Here is a 16,078-nt window from a genome sequence, read left to right as displayed (position 1 = left end):
AATGCCCGTCATGCATCACCCGAAATATTATATAGCCGAGCATTCTTTTTCGATTCAGTATATGCAAAGGAAAGGATTTACCGAGATGAACGCACCGCATGGCCATGAAGGCTATGAACTGTATTATTTGCTGAACGGAGAACGAACCTACTTTATCAATCAACATGTATACACTGCTGAAAAAGGCAGCATGATCATCATCAACCCCCATGACTTGCACAGAACCTCAAGCTCGGAGGTTCAGGAATTTGAACGTATATTGATCAATTTTTCTCATGATTTTATCAAGCCCCTTCTCGCATGCAGCCGTTATCCGCTTCTTCCGTTTCCGGCACACACCAACTTCATCTCTTATCCGCTGCGGGAGCAAACAGCTGTTGAGCAGCTGTTATTGGAGATGAAGAAGGAGTGCAGTCTCAAAAAAGAAGGGTATGAGGATGTTGTCAGGGCCCTGTTGTTTCAGCTGCTTTTTAACATTTACCGGGCCCTGAAAAACGGCGGCCAAACCGAGGTGAAGCAGCTCCATCCAATGAACGAAAAAATATCGGAAATCGCCTCATACATCCACGATCACTATCATGAGACAATCACGCTGAACGGATTGGCAGAGCGGTTTTACATCAGTCCATCCTATTTAAGCAGAGTGTTTAAAAAGGTAACAGGCTTTCATCTTCATGAATACCTCCGTCACATCAGAATCCGGGAGGCCAAAAAATACCTTCGTGATACAGACGAAAAAATTTTGAACATCGCCGGGCAAGCCGGTTTTAATCATATCAGCCACTTCAATAAAGTCTTTAAAGACATCGTCGGCATCCCGCCGCTTCAATACCGGAAAAAAAGCAGGGATGCTTAAAAAGGCGTATAGCGGAACCAGTCAAAATCAGCGGCAAGCTTTTTCTTGCTGCCGCCGTTGTTTGCGTATATCCCGACCATCGTTCCCGTATGGCCTTTTTCGTCGCGGGAGCCTTCATCGCTTAAAAAGCTGGCGTCTTTCGTACCGCCCGCATGGTACCAATGCTTTTCTTCATAGCTGTAATAAAAATCCCTTGCCTGTTTATTGATGACCGCTTTTAAATAAATCGGCCCTTCCTTTGCGTTTTTTTCACCAAGCGTTTTCTGCACGCCGTTGCGGTTCTCCATCACCTTGACTTTTAACCGGTCTTCATAGATCAGGCAGCATTTCAAATAATTGTTCGTGCTGTAATAGCAGGTAAGCCCTGCCTGCTCACCGTATTCCGAAGGCGTAAAATGGAGCTTCAGCACCGCGCTGTATTGGTGGTGTTTTTCTCTTCTGACGATTGTATTTTTCGCCTGGATCTCGTGCAAATCAGCGTCGCCCGTCCACAGCCTGAGAAAGCCGGGCTTTTCCGTTAAAGACCAGCCGGAATGATCCGGATTTCTGACAAACTGCCACTGGACATCAAGCGAATCATCAAGAAAATCGTCAAAAGTCTTTTCTTCCCACCGGGTCTCCGGCAGATTCGGCGCCGTTTGGACGATGCTTGGCCCGTTCAGATTATTGATGACAAACCAGCCATCATCCTTCCATTGAACAGGATCCAAGGCTGTTTCTCTGCCAAGAGTCGTGAATCTTCCTTGATTCGGCCGGCCGCAAAGGTACACCGCCCGCCATTCGCCGTTTTGCGTTTTGACAAGCTTGCCATGTCCGGCTCTCTGTATCGGGGCCTCAGGATCTGATTGCGTTAAAATCGGATTATACGGACACGGCTCATATGGACCGTACAATTGCTTGGAACGGGCGGTCGTGATGGAGTGGGAGTAGCCTGTGCCCCCCTCGGCCAGAATGGCGTAATAATACCCATTGGTCCGGAGAAGGTGCGGACCTTCCGGAGCTCTTCGGCCCGTTCCTTCCCAAATCAGCGCCGGCTCGCCGATGATCTCTGTGCATTCATCATTTAAAGGAAAAAGCGTACATCCGGGACTAAGGAGCATATAATGTCGTCCATCATCATCGACAAAATGGGAAGGATCGATGCCGCTGCCTTCATCGATGAACACCGGTTTTGAATAAGGCCCCTCAGGACGGTTTGACTTCATCATGATCTGCCTGCGGATCAGCTTTTTGCCGTTGATCACGGTCGGTCCGTTCAATCTGTGGGTCGCGAAAATGTAGAACATTCCATCATGATAAGAGATATCCGGCGCCCAAATGCCGTGGGAATCTTTGATCCCAGACAGGTCCAGGCCGTCATTTTCGGTGATGCCGTGACCAATGATTTTCCAATTGACCAAATCCTTTGAATGTGAAATAACGATCGCCGGAAAATATTGAAAGGTTGAATTCACCATATAATAGTCTTCATCGACCCTGATGATGGACGGATCGGGATGAAAACCCGTCAACACGGGATTCGCATATGTCTTTTTAGTCAAAGCGGCCATCCCCCTCCTGACTGACGATAAACCAATCGAAATCGCAATAGCTGCCATCAGGCCCGTCTGTTCCTGCATCCGCACAGTACATTCCCACTTTGGCACCAATCCATATCCCCGGAACGGCCTGAAACACATCTCCCATCGCTGTGAAATGATGATGATCCTGGCTGTAGCTGAAACGGCATACCGCTTTTTCATCAACCTGTACGCGAAGATACACCATCCCATCGGAAACCGGGTGCTCCTCTGTTTTGATATCCTCGTTCCCGGCGTCTTCGATGCTGCCTTTATAAAATGCGATGACATGCCCTTCATTTTCGGACTTTGAAAGACCGAGATAAGCATACTCTTTTCCCATCACGGCAAGCCCGGCGCGGATTGTTTCTGATAAAGCATATAATGTCAGCTTGACCGTCGCCGTAAAGCCCGGTCCCGGAAATTTCTGCATGACGAGGTTCGGCATGCCGCCCAGTTTAAAACGGTCAGGGGAATGGCGGCTGTACAGACGAAGATGCCCCGGCCTGGCTTGGAGAGAATACCATTCCTCTTTCGGGTTGGCCTGCCATTGCCACTGAAGGGAGAGATTTTCTGACGTAAAATCATCGCTCGTTTGACTGGCGGGCTCTGTCACGTCTCCGCTTTTCATCTTCGGTTTCTGCCATTCTAAAACCGGCTCGCCGATCCCGTCTTTGTTGCTGTCTTCTCCCATTTTCGGCCAGCCGTCTTCCCAGCGTACAGGCTGGAGGTGAACGACCCTGCCGAATGCAGCGCGATCTTGAAAATGGAGAAACCACGATTCCCCGGTATCAAGTTCGACCAAGCCTCCCTGATGCGGTCCGTTTATGGCTGAGTTCCCTTGATGGAGGACAATCCGGTCTTTATACGGACCGTAGATCGTTCTGCTGCGGAGAACCGTCTGCCATCCTTCCTTCACGCCCCCCGCCGGAGCAAAAATATAATAATAGCCGTTCCGCTTATAAAGCTTCGGCCCCTCGATCGTAGGGTGGTTCAATGTCCCGTCAAATACGATTTCACCATCGTCCTCCAAAGCCGTCCCGTCTTCTTTCATTCTGCACAGGTTGAGCTTGCTTTTAATCCCGATCCGGCTGTTTGCATAGGCGTGTATCAAGTACGCTTGGCCATCATCGTCCCAAAATGGGCAAGGATCAATCCAGCCCTTTGTTTTTTTCACATGAACCAAAGGCTCCCAGCCGCAGAACGGATCCCTTGTCTTGCTCATGAAAATTCCTTCATCAGGAGTGGCGAAGTATACCCAAAACACGCCGCCATGGTAGCGAATGCTCGGCGCCCATGCCCCCTTTCCGTGAGCCGGTGCTTCATAATCTTCAAAAGGGAGTCGATCAAATACATGGCCGATGATGGTCCAATTCACCAAATCGGAAGAATGCAAAATCGGAATGCCGGGAAAACAAGAAAAACTTGAAGCCGCCATAAAAAAATCGCTGCCTTTCCGCACGACATCAGGATCTGAATAATCCATAAAAAGAACGGGATTACGAAACCGCCCGTTTCCGAGATTGGGATTCCAGACGGCCGAATACTTCAATTTCCCAGTCAAATGCTTTGCCACCAATCCTCACCCCTTTTATTTTTCCAAATAAAAGCATTTGGTAAATTTATGTTAGCACAGCTTTCGACTATGAATCTTTGTTATTGATGTCTGTTTTTCCACATTCTTTGCTTTATTTGTTTTTTGATCAAAATGACGGCATAAAAAAAGGCGAAACTGAATCGTTTCACCTTTTTTCTTACTTCATGGTTAATCTGATGCCGACTCCTGAAGCCGGGTCTTTAACAAACCATGCATCATCTTTTTCCTCCGGCCGATGCCCTGAGCTTTCCAGCCTATGAAGGATGTTTTCAAGCTCGGCCCGGTCTGGAAGCACAACCGTATAATACGCCATGCCGCAAGCTTCCGGCGGAGCAAAAGGAGCCTGATGTCCGGCCCACAGATTTAATCCGATATGATGATGATAGCCGCCTGCAGAGACAAAAAGTGCTGACATATACCGGTAATCTCCTGCAATCCCAAAACCGAGGACTGAATGGTAGAATTCTTTTGCCTGATGTAAGTCCCTCACATGAAAGTGAACATGGCCGATTTTGGTTTCTGGAGGAAGCCCCTGCCATTCTTGATCTCCGGCCTCCTCCAAGAGTCCCGCGATATCAACCGGCTCCGTTCCCATCACATAGTTCCCCTGATCATCCCGCTTCCAGCCTTCACGGGGGCGGTCGCGGTAAATTTCAATGCCGTTGTGATCAGGATCTGATAAATAAAGAGCCTCACTGACAAGATGATCGCCCTGGCCGATGTCAATTCCATGGCGGAGCAAATTTTTCAAAGCCAGGCCCAGCTCTTTGCGGTTCGGCAGCAAAATAGCGTAATGGTAAAGCCCTGCAGCCGCCCTTTCAGGGAGCACAACGGCATTTGGAATCTCTTCTATCACGAGCAGCGGATGCTTGCCGTCAGCAGTGAATTCTGCGGTCTTGTCATCCTGCTTTAATAGTTGAAACCCGATTACGTCCCGGTAAAAGGAGATGGACCTTTTCAGATTGCTGACTTTCAGTTTGACATAGCCCAGTTCTGTATGCGGATGTATTTCCTGAGTCATCATGATTTCCTCCTTTCCGGACGCTGTTAGGTTAAGACAATTTCTCAGATACTTCCTCTTGGCGTTTGGCGCGAAACAAGCCGTCCAAAGAGAGCAGGCTGCTTCCGCTCAGGGCAAGGTGGGCGGACATCGCAAGCAGGGTCAGGTCAAATTCATAGCCTGCTCCTCCGTTCGTACCCATAAAACCGGAAGAAAGCTTCACTGTGAAAATCGCTCCAAGCATGACAAGAGCAAATAAAACGCCTATGATCCGCGTACCAATACCAAGAATCATCAAGGCCCCTCCAGCCAGTTCAATAATTGCTACGATATAAGCAAGAAACCCTGGAATGCCGACACTGCTGAAAAATCCGACAGTGTTTTCAATTCCGCCTTGAAACTTCGAAATACCGTGAAGCAAGAATGTAAGACCTGTAATCAAACGTAAAATCAACCCGCCAATTTCATATTTTTTGTTCATTAGAATCTCCTTTTTTTTCATTTTTATGAATTCCAAAAGCTTTGACATCTAACAATTCACCCTATTAATCTATCGGCATATTCTAGATAATATACCAGTATATTCCTCCTTTTTTCGTTCGTTACTTACTTTGTGTAAGTCAGTATATATAAATAACAAACTTACGTCAAGATATTTTCTGAACTTTGCTCATTTATTCGAAAATCGTTATAATATGCCTAGAGAGGTGAGGAACATGAGCCTATCATCTTTATGTCCCAAATTTGAAAAAGGAATGAAAATGATAAGTCAGCGCTGGAATGGATTAATCATTCACCAGTTACTTAACGGACCGCAGAGGTTTTGTCAAATAGAATCTTCTCTTCCCATCAGCGGAAGACTGTTATCCGAAAGATTAAAAGAACTTGAACACGAGGGCATCATCCACCGCCATGTCTATCCGGAAACACCCGTACGGATTGAGTACTCCTTGACCGAAAAGGGGCAGGCTCTTGAACCGGTGATCAGAGGAATCGAAGAATGGTCGCAGAAATGGATCGAAATTGAAAGCTTACAAGAAAAAAAACATTAAAAAAGGCATGCCGACTTGTGCACTGCCTTTTTGTTTGCCTATTTTTCATTTTTCCTATAGTCAATCATATGTCTTCAAACGGCAAAACCGCCGTTTATCCTCCTTTGCGGCATTGGGATTCATGGTATATTGAAAGAGCAGAAAGGAGGCGAAATCATGAGCGCGGCACTAGAACAAACCATTAGAAACGTATTCAGAGAGGAGCTTCTGCCATTTAAAAAAGAACTCGTCTCGATAAAAAATGAAGTCGTTTTGATGAAAACTGACATCGCTTCGGTCAAAGGCGAAGTCGGTGAGCTTAAAAAAGACATGGCTTCGGTCAAGAGCGAAATCGGCGGACTTAAAAAAGATATGGCCTCGGTCAAGAGCGAAGTCGGCGGACTTAAAAAAGATATGGCTTCGGTCAAGAGCGAAGTCGGCGGACTTAAAAAAGATATGGCCTCGGTCAAGAGCGAAATCGGCGGACTTAAACAGGATATGGTTTCGGTTAAAAACGAAGTCAGCGGCGTAAAAAAAGATATGGCCTCGGTTAAAAACGAAGTCGGCGGCATAAAAATAGAGCTCGCTTCGGTTAAATCCGAAATCGGCGGACTTAAAAAAGATATGGCTTCGGTCAAGAGCGAAATCGGCGGACTTAAAAAAGATATGGCTTCGGTCAAGAGCGAAATCGGCGGACTTAAAAAAGATATGGCCTCGGTCAAGAGCGAAGTCGGCGGACTTAAAAAAGATATGGCCTCGGTCAAGAGCGAAGTTAGCGGCCTTAAACAAGATTTATCTTCATTTAAACAAGAATTCAACTCTTTTAAAGCTGAAACCTTGTCACATCAAGAACATTTCAATTCTTTTAAAAATGAGATTTTTTCAATGTTTCAAGCGATTAAAGAGGCTCAGGAAAAGACCCACGCCGAACTGATCTCATTCAAAATCAAAACAGGAGAAAAATTCAAAGAACTTTTTAAAAGAACCGCCTTTTTTGATCACAATTTGACCGAATTGACTAAAGAATTGGCGGCGAGTAAACGAGATATAGAAAAGCTGAAATTTGAGGCTTAACATCTAAAAGAAGCTGCCTTTTATCCAAGCTGTTTACGGACGTTCTATATTGCAAAAGGCAGCAATATTTTTTAATCTGCACTATCAGTCTTTCAGCAGCTTTTCCACCCTTTCGCGAACCTGGGGAACCGACAGGCCTATAATGATCTGCAGCGCTTTGCCGTTCCTGACGACACCGTGAGCGCCAAACGACTTAAATACGCTGTCTGGTTCGACTTTCGACTCGTCATATACGCTGACCCTCAGCCTTGTTGCACAGTTTGTCACTTCAGCTATGTTTTCTTTTCCGCCGAGCGCCTCAATGCAAAGGACCGCCTGTTCCTGATCCACGCTATCTTCCTTGCTGGCCGACACCTCTTTTGCGGAATGCTTTTTTGCCTTGTAATCTTGTTTGGAATAAAACTTTGTTTCCTGCTGCTGGTCTTTTTCACGTCCCGGTGTGGCAATATCCAATTTTACAATCAAAAATCTGAAAACGAAGAAGTAAATAGCAGTGAAGGACAGCCCGATCAAAATTTGAAAAATATAAGTGCCGCTGTGCTGATGAAAAAGAGGAATCCAGTTGAGCGTCATGATCTCGATCAGACCTCCGCCCATATTTCCGACCACTCCTGAAGCATACATGAGCGTCGCCATCGTGGCCGCTAACAGACTGTGAACACAAAACAGCAAAGGCGAAATGAATAAAAAGGTAAACTCTATCGGCTCTGTGATACCCGCTACGATGGCCGTCAAGGTAATCGGAATTAACAGTCCGGCAACGATTTTCTTTTTTTCTTTTTTGGCAGTCACATAGATCGCCAGCGCTATTCCCAAGATTCCGAAGATCTTCGAGTTTCCGTGAAGTGCAAATCCGCCTTGAGGAAACAGTTCTTTTAACGGCTCGGAGCTTGCCGAGAATTCGCTCAGATGCTGGGCCCAGTAGGTGACAATCCCGCCTTCAACGACGGCCGGTCCGAAAACAAACGGTGTATAGATGAAATGATGCAGGCCCGTCGGAATCAAGATCCGCTCCAAAAATGTATAGACCCATACGCCGAGTGCACCCGATGCAACCAGGAAGCTTTGCAAAGATGCGATTCCATTCTGAATCATCGGCCAGATAAAAGCTGTTGCCAATGCAACCGGCAGCATGACGGCAAATGAAATGATGACGACAAATGAAGACCCTTGAAAAATCCCCAAAAAATCGGGAAGCTTCTTATCAAAGTAGCGATTGTGGATATAAACGACAATTGAAGAAATTAAAATCGCTCCAATGATGTTCGTATCAAGCGTTTTAATGCCCGCAATTTCTGCAAGCCCGCTAGTACCTCCGGCTTCCTGAGTCATGTCGACACCAAAAAAATCGCCCCACACGGTCAGGATGGCGCTGACAAAGTAATTGAAAGTCAAATAGGTAGTAAGCGCTTCCAAACATGCGCGGGCCTGTGCTTTTTTCGCCAGAGCGATCGGGATTCCAACCGCGAACAGCAGCGGCATTTGCCGAAAAACGGTCCAGCCTCCTTCCTCAATGACAAACCAGAATTGATACCAAAACGTGTCCGGCCGGGCAATCGCCCCCATGAGCTGTTCATTTTTAAATAAAGTGCTGAGACCCACAACAATACCTGCAAAAGCAAATAACAAAACCGGTACAAACATGGCACTTCCGAACCGCTGCACTTTTTGCATCAATATGAAAACCCCCCTCTGTTATGTTAAACATGATTTTGGCCGGTTCGATTCTTTTCTTCAACGTAATCAATATAGCTCCGAAACAGCGCTTCACCGACAAGAAAAAAAGGAGCAAAAGCCGTCAGTTCTTTATTCGGAGCAACCGTTACTGTCTCGCTTGTCGCATAAAGATTGTAAGGCGTCAATTGAGCGAGCAAATTATTTTTTAAATTGGTGAGCGAAATAAATGGAATTCCTTTTGCCGAGAGCGTCTGCGCCTGCGGAATCAGCGACGGGGTTTCCCCGGACAGCGAAATGATGATGATGAGGTCCTTGCTGCTAAAATCAGACATCATAATGTCGAACTCGATTTGATCTTTGATGACAGTCAAATACCGGTGCTGGGGAATAAACATCCGCTGCAGTTCACAGGCGCAGGATGTTTGGGCCGTGCCGGAGCCGTACACAAAAATGCGGTCTGCTTCATCAATGAGCTTGCACATATTCCGCATATCCGTATTTTTCAAATATTTGATGCTGGCCTCCATATCTCTCATCAGCCCTTCAAAAGAACGGCAGTTTTCCCGCTCCTTTTCCCGTTTCTCTGCCTCCCATTTTAAAAATACCCGGAATTCGCTGTATCCGCTGAAATCAAGCTTTTGAGAAAGCCTTAAAATTGAAGTGCGTGAAACATTGCACTTTTTAGCCAATTCATTTATGCCCAGTTTGTAGCACGTATCCTGATGGTTCAAAATATATTTCAAAATATGAAAGTCATTATCATTTAATTTTTTATAATGTTTGTTCATCAATTCTTCCAATTGCATCATGTCCACCCCATTTTTTCTCTATATTTATTATATAAAATACGAGAAAAAATGGGGGGTATGCCAAGTAATGAAATGATGAAAGTCAGGGTTGATATTTTTAAACTTAATATTTATAAAGTCGGCTGAAGATCTTTCTCGCTTAACGGCGGCCAATAATCTTTGTTTACTTCAATAAGATCATCCAAAATCAGCTTTGCCGTTCTTGCGTTTGGAACGGTTTTTGACATAATCAGCGCCTGCCATAGTTTTTGATAGGATTTTTCAATCCAGGCTTCGACAACAAGCTTTTCAACAGATACTTGCTGTTCCATCAGTCCTTTTTGAAATTGAGGAATCTTGCCGACGGTGATCGGTTCAGGACCGTTTTTGCCGACGATGCACGGCACTTCCACCATTGCGGACGGATCGAAATTTTCGATTGTCCCATTGTTTTCGACGATCAGCAGCATCCGCTCCCCGGTATTATATGCGAGCGCCCTTGCCAGGTCGACGATATATGAAGCATGATCGTCAACTTTGATTTTGCTGTCTGCAGAAGATTGCATTCTGACGATTTTTTCGCATTCGCCGAAAATAAATTTCTCCCGTCCCTCCATGACTTCATTCGCCCGGGTAAATTCCGGATTCGATTTTTTCACCATATCATCCGGGTAAAAATAATATTGCAGGTATGTGTTCGGCAGCGTATCCGGATCAAGCTCATACACTTCACGCGCCTTTTTGAAGGTGGCGTTCCAGCTTGCTTCAGCCTGTTCATGTTCATGTTTCGGAATATAGCCGAATTGGCGGACATGCTCCTTAATCGCCGGCATCAGATCGTTTCCGTTCTTATCGCAGATCGATGTCCACCATCCAAAATGATTGAGCCCGTAATAACGGACAGTCATTTCCTTACGGGAAGATAAACCGAGGATTTGCGCCATCCTGTCTTCGATGCCGATCGGCATATCACATATATTCAACACTTTGGATGTCGGGCGCAGTCTTCTCGTCGCCTCAGCAACAATGGCAGCCGGATTGGAATAGTTCAGCATCCATGCGTCAGGTGAATAGGTCTCCATATAATCAATCAGTTCAAGGACGCCGCCAATCGATCTCATTCCGTAGGCGATTCCGCCCGGTCCGCATGTCTCCTGACCGACAACCCCGTATTTAAGCGGGATTTTTTCGTCGAGTTCCCTCATCGCATACTTTCCGACTCTGATATGGGCCATTACAAAATCGACTTCAGAAAACGCCTTTTCCGGATCGGTCGTAGCCAGAAATTCAACATGAGGCGCTCTTTCTTTAATCAACACTTCACAAGCGCCCGCAATTTTGTTTTGGCGTTCTTCGTCATTATCGTAAAGTTTCAGCCGGCTGATTGGAAAATCATCAAGATTGTCCAGCAGCATTAAAACGATTCCCGGGGTAAATGTGCTTCCTCCGCCCGCTATGACTATCGAATACGTTTTGTTCATTTTTACAGCCCCCTTATAAGCGTTTACAAGTTACTTATATCACGCTTTACACCAACATCCAACACGTTCGGGGAAGACAGTTCCTATAATCAGCTTTTGTTTATTTTCCCGAAATCCGGGAAATTTCCCATGCCGGCTTCCGTATCATGTAGAATGGCTGTAGAACATCGAAATTGGAGTTGTTTCGTTTATGCTGATGACACTGGTTTTATTTTTATTGGCGGGAGTAGCTGAGATCGGCGGAGGCTATCTCATATGGCTGTGGCTGAGGGAATCCAAACCGTTCTGGTACGGACTGACCGGCGGTCTGATTTTAATCGCCTACGGCATCATTCCGACTTTGCAAAAGTTCCCGTCATTTGGACGCGTGTATGCGGCTTACGGCGGTGTTTTCATCATTCTTGCGGTTCTTTGGGGCTGGTGGGTCGATAAAAAAACCCCTGACCTCTATGACTGGGTCGGGGCTGTCATCTGTTTAGCCGGTGTATGTGTCATGCTTTGGGCGCCAAGGGGGTAGCCTATAAATTATACTTTTGCAGCCGCTTGTAGAACGTGCTTCTCGGGATACCCGCCAGCTTTGCCGCCTTTGTCACATTGCCTTTTGTTTTTTGCAAAGCATCCATGATGGCATGTTTTTGAATATGCTCCCTGAATGTCAGCGGCGCGCGGCCGCTTGGCCGGCCATCCCCGGCAGGCAGGGCAGCGCTTTGCAGCTCGAGCGCACTCAGAACCGGTCCAAATTGCGGCGCGCCGATCATCCCGCCGAATGGAAACAGCACTCTTAATCGTTCAAAAACATTGAAAAGCTCGCGGATGTTTCCAGGCCAATGATAGTCTTGAAGCCGCCGGAAAAATTCTTCCGGAAATTCGGCATTCCACTGATGCTTCATTTTGTAATGGTGGAACAAATCGGGTATATCTTCTTTTCGTTCTCTCAACGGCGGAATATGGACGGGGTAGACATGGAGGCGGTAGTACAAGTCTTTGCGAATCTTCCCTTTTCTTAAAAGCTCGTTCATATCGCGGTGGGTAGCGGAAATGATTCTGATATCCAAAGGAATTTCATCTGACCCGCCTATTGGGGTGACCTTACGCTCCTCGATGATCCTTAATAGCGCCACTTGCATCGCATGAGGGATTTCACCGATTTCATCTAAGAAAATCGTTCCTTTATCAGCCTGCTCAAATTTCCCTTTTGAGCCGCGGCGTTTTGCCCCGGTAAACGCGCCCTCTGCATAGCCGAACAATTCGCTTTCCATTAACCCCTCAGGAATGGCGCCGCAGTTGACGGCGATAAAAGGGCCGTTTTTCCTGGAGCTCCCTTCATGGATCGCCCTTGCCGCCAATTCTTTTCCGGAGCCTGTTTCCCCCCATATGTACACATTGGCATCTGTATTTGCCGCCATTTTCATTTCATTGAGCGCTTTTTGAAACGCCTTGCTCGTTCCTGTTTCTCCTGTAAAACTGAAACGGGTGATAAAAATCCCGGATGATTCCCGCGGAACTTCTTCCAATGAAATCGATCTCCCAATCTGCACACCGCTCTTATCAGACACAATCGTCTCTTTCCGGCGGATGCGAAATCCCCTTTCAAGGAGATCGTCGACGTTCATACCGCGCCAATCGGAAAATCGCTCTCGAACCGGCTTGCTCGCCGAAACGACCTCTTTTTTCTCATTGCAGACGACAAATGGTTCATCAGAATCGATCTTCTCAACACAATGGTTGACAAGCTCCATTTCTTCTCTCTTTGTGTATACGCTGATTTCGCGTTCAATGGCATGTGCGGCAGTCGCGGCCATTCCCAGCATAAAAGGGTGCCGCCTGTCAGTCAGACAGGAAATGTCGACCACTCCCAATACCGTTCCGCCCTCATCCCGGATCGGGGCGGCCGAACAGCTCCAATGGTGGGAAGCGACGGCGTAATGCTCAGAGCCGTTAATCGTGACGGCTTCGCCGATTTCAAGCGCCGTTCCGATTGCATTTGTGCCGACTTCCGTTTCCGTCCAGCGTACTCCTTCGACAAAATTGATTTTCCTCGCCTCTTCGAGTGTTCTTTGACTGCCCGTCAAGCTTAAAACATAGCCATCCGCATCAATGAGCAGAGCCATCATCTCCGACTCTTCCAATTCAAGACTGATTTTTTTCAAATAAGGAAGGGCGGCATTGAAAAATACTGAATGCTTCTTTTTTTGAGCGTTGAATAAATCCTTTTTTAAAATTGACTGTCCTTTATCTAAATACGGATTCACATTGGCTTTTTTGCAGCGGTACCATGATTCCATGACTCTTTTGTTCAGGCGGGTCTGGTCGAGCAGCCCCTCCTGAACGAAGCGCTTCCACGTATTTAAATAGCAGGGCGTCGGATTCATTCCATCCTCTCCTAAGGGCTTTTTTCTCATTATAGAGAATAATAAAAGCGCTTTCAATAATGGTGTTCAGCCCTTTCGAAAAAACTTATGAGCAGTTGCCTAAGGACAAAATCAGGAATGGACGGCCTGGCCTGTTGTCTGCAGCACAGCTTCGTGAATCGTTTCTGAAAGAGTCGGATGGGCGGCGATAAAATGCTCCATTGTATCCGCCGTCATCTCGGCATGCATCATCATCGCTGCCTGCCCGATCAGCTCGGTGGCGCCCGGTCCGATGATGGACACGCCTACGATTTCGTGGTATTCCGGCTCAGCGATGATTTTCACTTTGCCGACCGGCTCATTTATGATGAGCGCCTTTCCATTTGCGGAAAACGGAAACTCTCCGATCCGAATATCGCCATAGCGCTCCCTTGCTGTCTTTTCATTTAATCCGACGCTGGCGATTTCAGGAGATGTGTAGATGCAGCGCGGGATAATCTGATCATTGACACACACAGCTTTGCCTGAAGCATGCGAAGCGGCGACCGTTCCCTCATGAAAGGCGGCATGTGCAAGCTGGACGCCTCCCGCGACATCCCCGCAGGCGTAGATATGCGAAAGGTTCGTCTGCATATGCTGATTGACGTGAATGCCTTTCTTATCATATTTCACTCCGATTTGATCCAGATTCAAGTCCGCCAATCTGGGCTTGCGGCCAATCGCGACTAAGCAAACATCAGCACTGATTTCCAGCCCTTCAGCCCCATTTTTCAAGAAGGCTTTCTTTAAAGCGGAATCAAGCCGTTCTACGGCAACTGATGTCAAAACATCCACTCCTGCTTCCTCAAGCCTGCTGTGCAAAAATGCAGCAATATCCGGATCTTCCCCAGGCAAAATCTGTTCGTCCTTTTCAACGATGACAACCTTTGCGCCCATCCTGCTGAAAATGCTCGCGAATTCACAGCCAATGATGCCTCCTCCAATGATCAAAATCGAATCAGGTATAGCTGAAAGAGCCATGGCATCGCCGCTATGAATAACCCACTTTCCGTCATACGGAGCAAACGGCAGCTCCACAGGCTCCGAACCTGATGCGATAATCGCTTGATCGGCCTTGATGACCTCCTGCTTTCCATCAGCTTCTACCAGAATGTCATGGCCGGAGAGAAAGGATGCTTTTCCATTCAAAATTTTGATCTTGTTTTTATTCATTAAATATTTAATGCCGTCTGAAAGCTGGCGGATGATTGCCGTTTTCCGATTTTGCACGGCCTGCCATTGAATGACCGGACTTCCTTGCGAAAATTCAATGCCAAATTCATTCGCCGACTTGATTTTTTCAAACAAATCCGCGCTTTCGAGCAGCGCTTTTGTCGGAATGCAGCCTTCATTCAGACACGTTCCCCCTAATGGTCCATGCTCAATCAATACCACATTCCTGCCGAGGCGGGCGGCGGTGATCGCCGCCACATATCCGCCGGGGCCTCCTCCGATAATGGCAAGTGTCATGTTTTCTCACCTTCTTCCTACAAAATAAGCGATGCCGGATCCTCCAAATACTGTTTTACGGTTGACAAAAATGCCGCGGCCGGCGCCCCGTCAAGCGCCTGATGATCAAATGTCAGGCTCAGCGGGAGAATGGCGCTTTTACACAATTCACCTTCTTGATAAACCGGCGCTTCATACATCCGGCCAATTCCTAGAATCCCCGCCTCCGGAGGATTCAAAATCGGGGTAAAATGCTCCACACCGTATGCACCCAGATTTGTGATCGTAAAGGTTGATCCTTCTATTTCATCAGGAAGCAACCGGCCGTCCCGCGCTTTTTTTCCGTACCATTTAATTTTTTTGGCCAGCTCGATCAATGGCAGCCGTTCAGCATGGCGAATGACGGGAACCGCCAACCCGCCGTCCAAAGCGGCGGCTATTCCTAAATGAACATGTTCAAAAGCGGTCAGGCTGCCGTCTTGGTAAGCGCTGTTCATCTCAGGGTGATCTTGCAATGAAAGCGTTGCTGCCCTGGCGGCAAAATCAGTCATCGTCAGCTTCGTATCATATTTTGTTTTGGCTGTTTCATTAAGTTGACGCTGCAAAGCCGTCAGCTTTGTCACGTCCGCCTTCATCGTGATGGTCAGCTGTGCGCTGTTTTTCAGGCTTTCTGCCATCCTTCGGGCGATCGTTTTCCGCATCATCCCGGCAGGCTGATGTTCGCCAGTATTTGTTTGTTTTTTCGGCTCATCAGCGAGCACCTTCAAAACATCTGCTTTCGTAATTCTTCCGCCCGGCCCCGTCCCTTGGATCGCATGCACGTCAACATTTGCGCCTTCTGCGATCTTACGGGCCGCCGGTGAAATTTTAAGGCGTTCTTCCGCCGGTTTCGGTTTTTGCTCTTTTGGGGTCTGTTCGCTTGAATCGCCGATGTAGCAGATGACGGTTCCCGGCGGTACGCCTTCTCCTTCAGGCACTTTTATGTCCAAAACGGTTCCTTTTGCCGGGGCCTCGATTTCCATTTCAATTTTTTCAGAGTTGATGCTTGCAATGCTTTCACCTTTTTCAACGGCTTCCCCGACTTTTTTATTCCAGACGGAAACCGTTCCTTCTTTCATTGACATTCCGAGTTTTGGCATGACGACTTCGACGGCCATGTTATCTCTCTCCTTTCTG

The 16,078-nt window shown here is 47.1% G+C and carries 14 protein-coding genes; 4 read left to right on the top strand and 10 right to left on the bottom strand.

All coding sequences use genetic code 11. The annotated features are described in order from the left end of the window. Positions 1-10 precede the first annotated feature (10 nt). Positions 11-856 carry an AraC family transcriptional regulator gene (locus tag R5H20_RS04685; RefSeq protein ID WP_006639880.1) on the top strand — a complete coding sequence of 282 codons (846 nt, stop codon included), beginning with the start codon at positions 11-13 and terminating at the stop codon, positions 854-856. On the opposite strand, the gene R5H20_RS04680 is transcribed toward R5H20_RS04685, so the two are convergent. The 4 genes from R5H20_RS04680 to R5H20_RS04665 form a co-directional block, all read right to left on the bottom strand. Further along, the gene (locus tag R5H20_RS04680; protein WP_006639881.1) at positions 853-2,406 is read right to left on the bottom strand and encodes a glycoside hydrolase family 43 protein; all 1,554 of its coding nucleotides are present in this window, start codon (positions 2,404-2,406) and stop codon (positions 853-855) included. The genes R5H20_RS04685 and R5H20_RS04680 overlap by 4 nt on opposite strands. Continuing rightward, positions 2,390-3,991 (bottom strand): glycoside hydrolase family 43 protein, encoded by a 1,602-nt coding sequence (locus tag R5H20_RS04675; RefSeq protein ID WP_006639882.1) that lies wholly within the window; start codon positions 3,989-3,991, stop codon positions 2,390-2,392. The genes R5H20_RS04680 and R5H20_RS04675 overlap by 17 nt, the downstream gene beginning before the upstream one ends. A gap of 178 nt (positions 3,992-4,169) precedes the next feature. Further along, positions 4,170-5,033 (bottom strand): VOC family protein, encoded by an 864-nt coding sequence (locus tag R5H20_RS04670; RefSeq protein WP_006639883.1) that lies wholly within the window; start codon positions 5,031-5,033, stop codon positions 4,170-4,172. Between the two features lie 31 nt (positions 5,034-5,064). Next, positions 5,065-5,493, bottom strand: a complete 429-nt coding sequence (locus R5H20_RS04665) for a DoxX family protein (RefSeq protein WP_029418763.1) — start codon at positions 5,491-5,493, stop codon at positions 5,065-5,067. A gap of 235 nt (positions 5,494-5,728) precedes the next feature. On the opposite strand from R5H20_RS04665, the gene R5H20_RS04660 reads away from it, so the two are divergent. Beyond that, positions 5,729-6,064 (top strand): winged helix-turn-helix transcriptional regulator, encoded by a 336-nt coding sequence (locus tag R5H20_RS04660; protein WP_006639885.1) that lies wholly within the window; start codon positions 5,729-5,731, stop codon positions 6,062-6,064. A 156-nt stretch (positions 6,065-6,220) separates the two neighbouring features. Continuing rightward, positions 6,221-7,117 (top strand): coiled-coil domain-containing protein, encoded by an 897-nt coding sequence (locus R5H20_RS04655; protein ID WP_088272713.1) that lies wholly within the window; start codon positions 6,221-6,223, stop codon positions 7,115-7,117. An 84-nt stretch (positions 7,118-7,201) separates the two neighbouring features. On the opposite strand, the gene R5H20_RS04650 is transcribed toward R5H20_RS04655, so the two are convergent. The 3 genes from R5H20_RS04650 to glvA form a co-directional block, all read right to left on the bottom strand. Continuing rightward, a complete protein-coding gene (locus tag R5H20_RS04650; protein ID WP_006639887.1) occupies positions 7,202-8,794 on the bottom strand; it encodes an alpha-glucoside-specific PTS transporter subunit IIBC in 1,593 nt (530 codons plus the stop codon). 23 nt (positions 8,795-8,817) lie between these two features. Continuing rightward, positions 8,818-9,600 (bottom strand): MurR/RpiR family transcriptional regulator, encoded by a 783-nt coding sequence (locus R5H20_RS04645; protein WP_006639888.1) that lies wholly within the window; start codon positions 9,598-9,600, stop codon positions 8,818-8,820. A 113-nt stretch (positions 9,601-9,713) separates the two neighbouring features. After that, positions 9,714-11,063, bottom strand: coding sequence for a maltose-6'-phosphate glucosidase (gene glvA / locus R5H20_RS04640; RefSeq protein WP_006639889.1), 1,350 nt, complete (start codon positions 11,061-11,063; stop codon positions 9,714-9,716). A gap of 190 nt (positions 11,064-11,253) precedes the next feature. Between glvA and R5H20_RS04635 the strand changes: the two genes are divergently transcribed. Next, complete coding sequence (locus tag R5H20_RS04635; RefSeq protein ID WP_006639890.1) at positions 11,254-11,580, top strand: YnfA family protein; 327 nt, start codon at positions 11,254-11,256, stop codon at positions 11,578-11,580. A gap of 1 nt (position 11,581) precedes the next feature. Here the strand turns inward: R5H20_RS04635 and R5H20_RS04630 are convergent, their stop codons facing one another. The 3 genes from R5H20_RS04630 to R5H20_RS04620 form a co-directional block, all read right to left on the bottom strand. Then, positions 11,582-13,435, bottom strand: a complete 1,854-nt coding sequence (locus R5H20_RS04630) for a sigma-54-dependent Fis family transcriptional regulator (RefSeq protein WP_006639891.1) — start codon at positions 13,433-13,435, stop codon at positions 11,582-11,584. A gap of 111 nt (positions 13,436-13,546) precedes the next feature. Further along, a complete protein-coding gene (gene lpdA, locus R5H20_RS04625; protein WP_006639892.1) occupies positions 13,547-14,923 on the bottom strand; it encodes a dihydrolipoyl dehydrogenase in 1,377 nt (458 codons plus the stop codon). A 17-nt stretch (positions 14,924-14,940) separates the two neighbouring features. After that, positions 14,941-16,059 carry a dihydrolipoamide acetyltransferase family protein gene (locus tag R5H20_RS04620; protein ID WP_006639893.1) on the bottom strand — a complete coding sequence of 373 codons (1,119 nt, stop codon included), beginning with the start codon at positions 16,057-16,059 and terminating at the stop codon, positions 14,941-14,943. Positions 16,060-16,078 lie beyond the last annotated feature (19 nt).

Source organism: Bacillus sp. KICET-3 (assembly GCF_033261025.1).
Lineage (GTDB): Bacteria > Bacillota > Bacilli > Bacillales > Bacillaceae > Bacillus > Bacillus sonorensis.
This window is presented reverse-complemented; position numbering and strand designations above follow the sequence as displayed.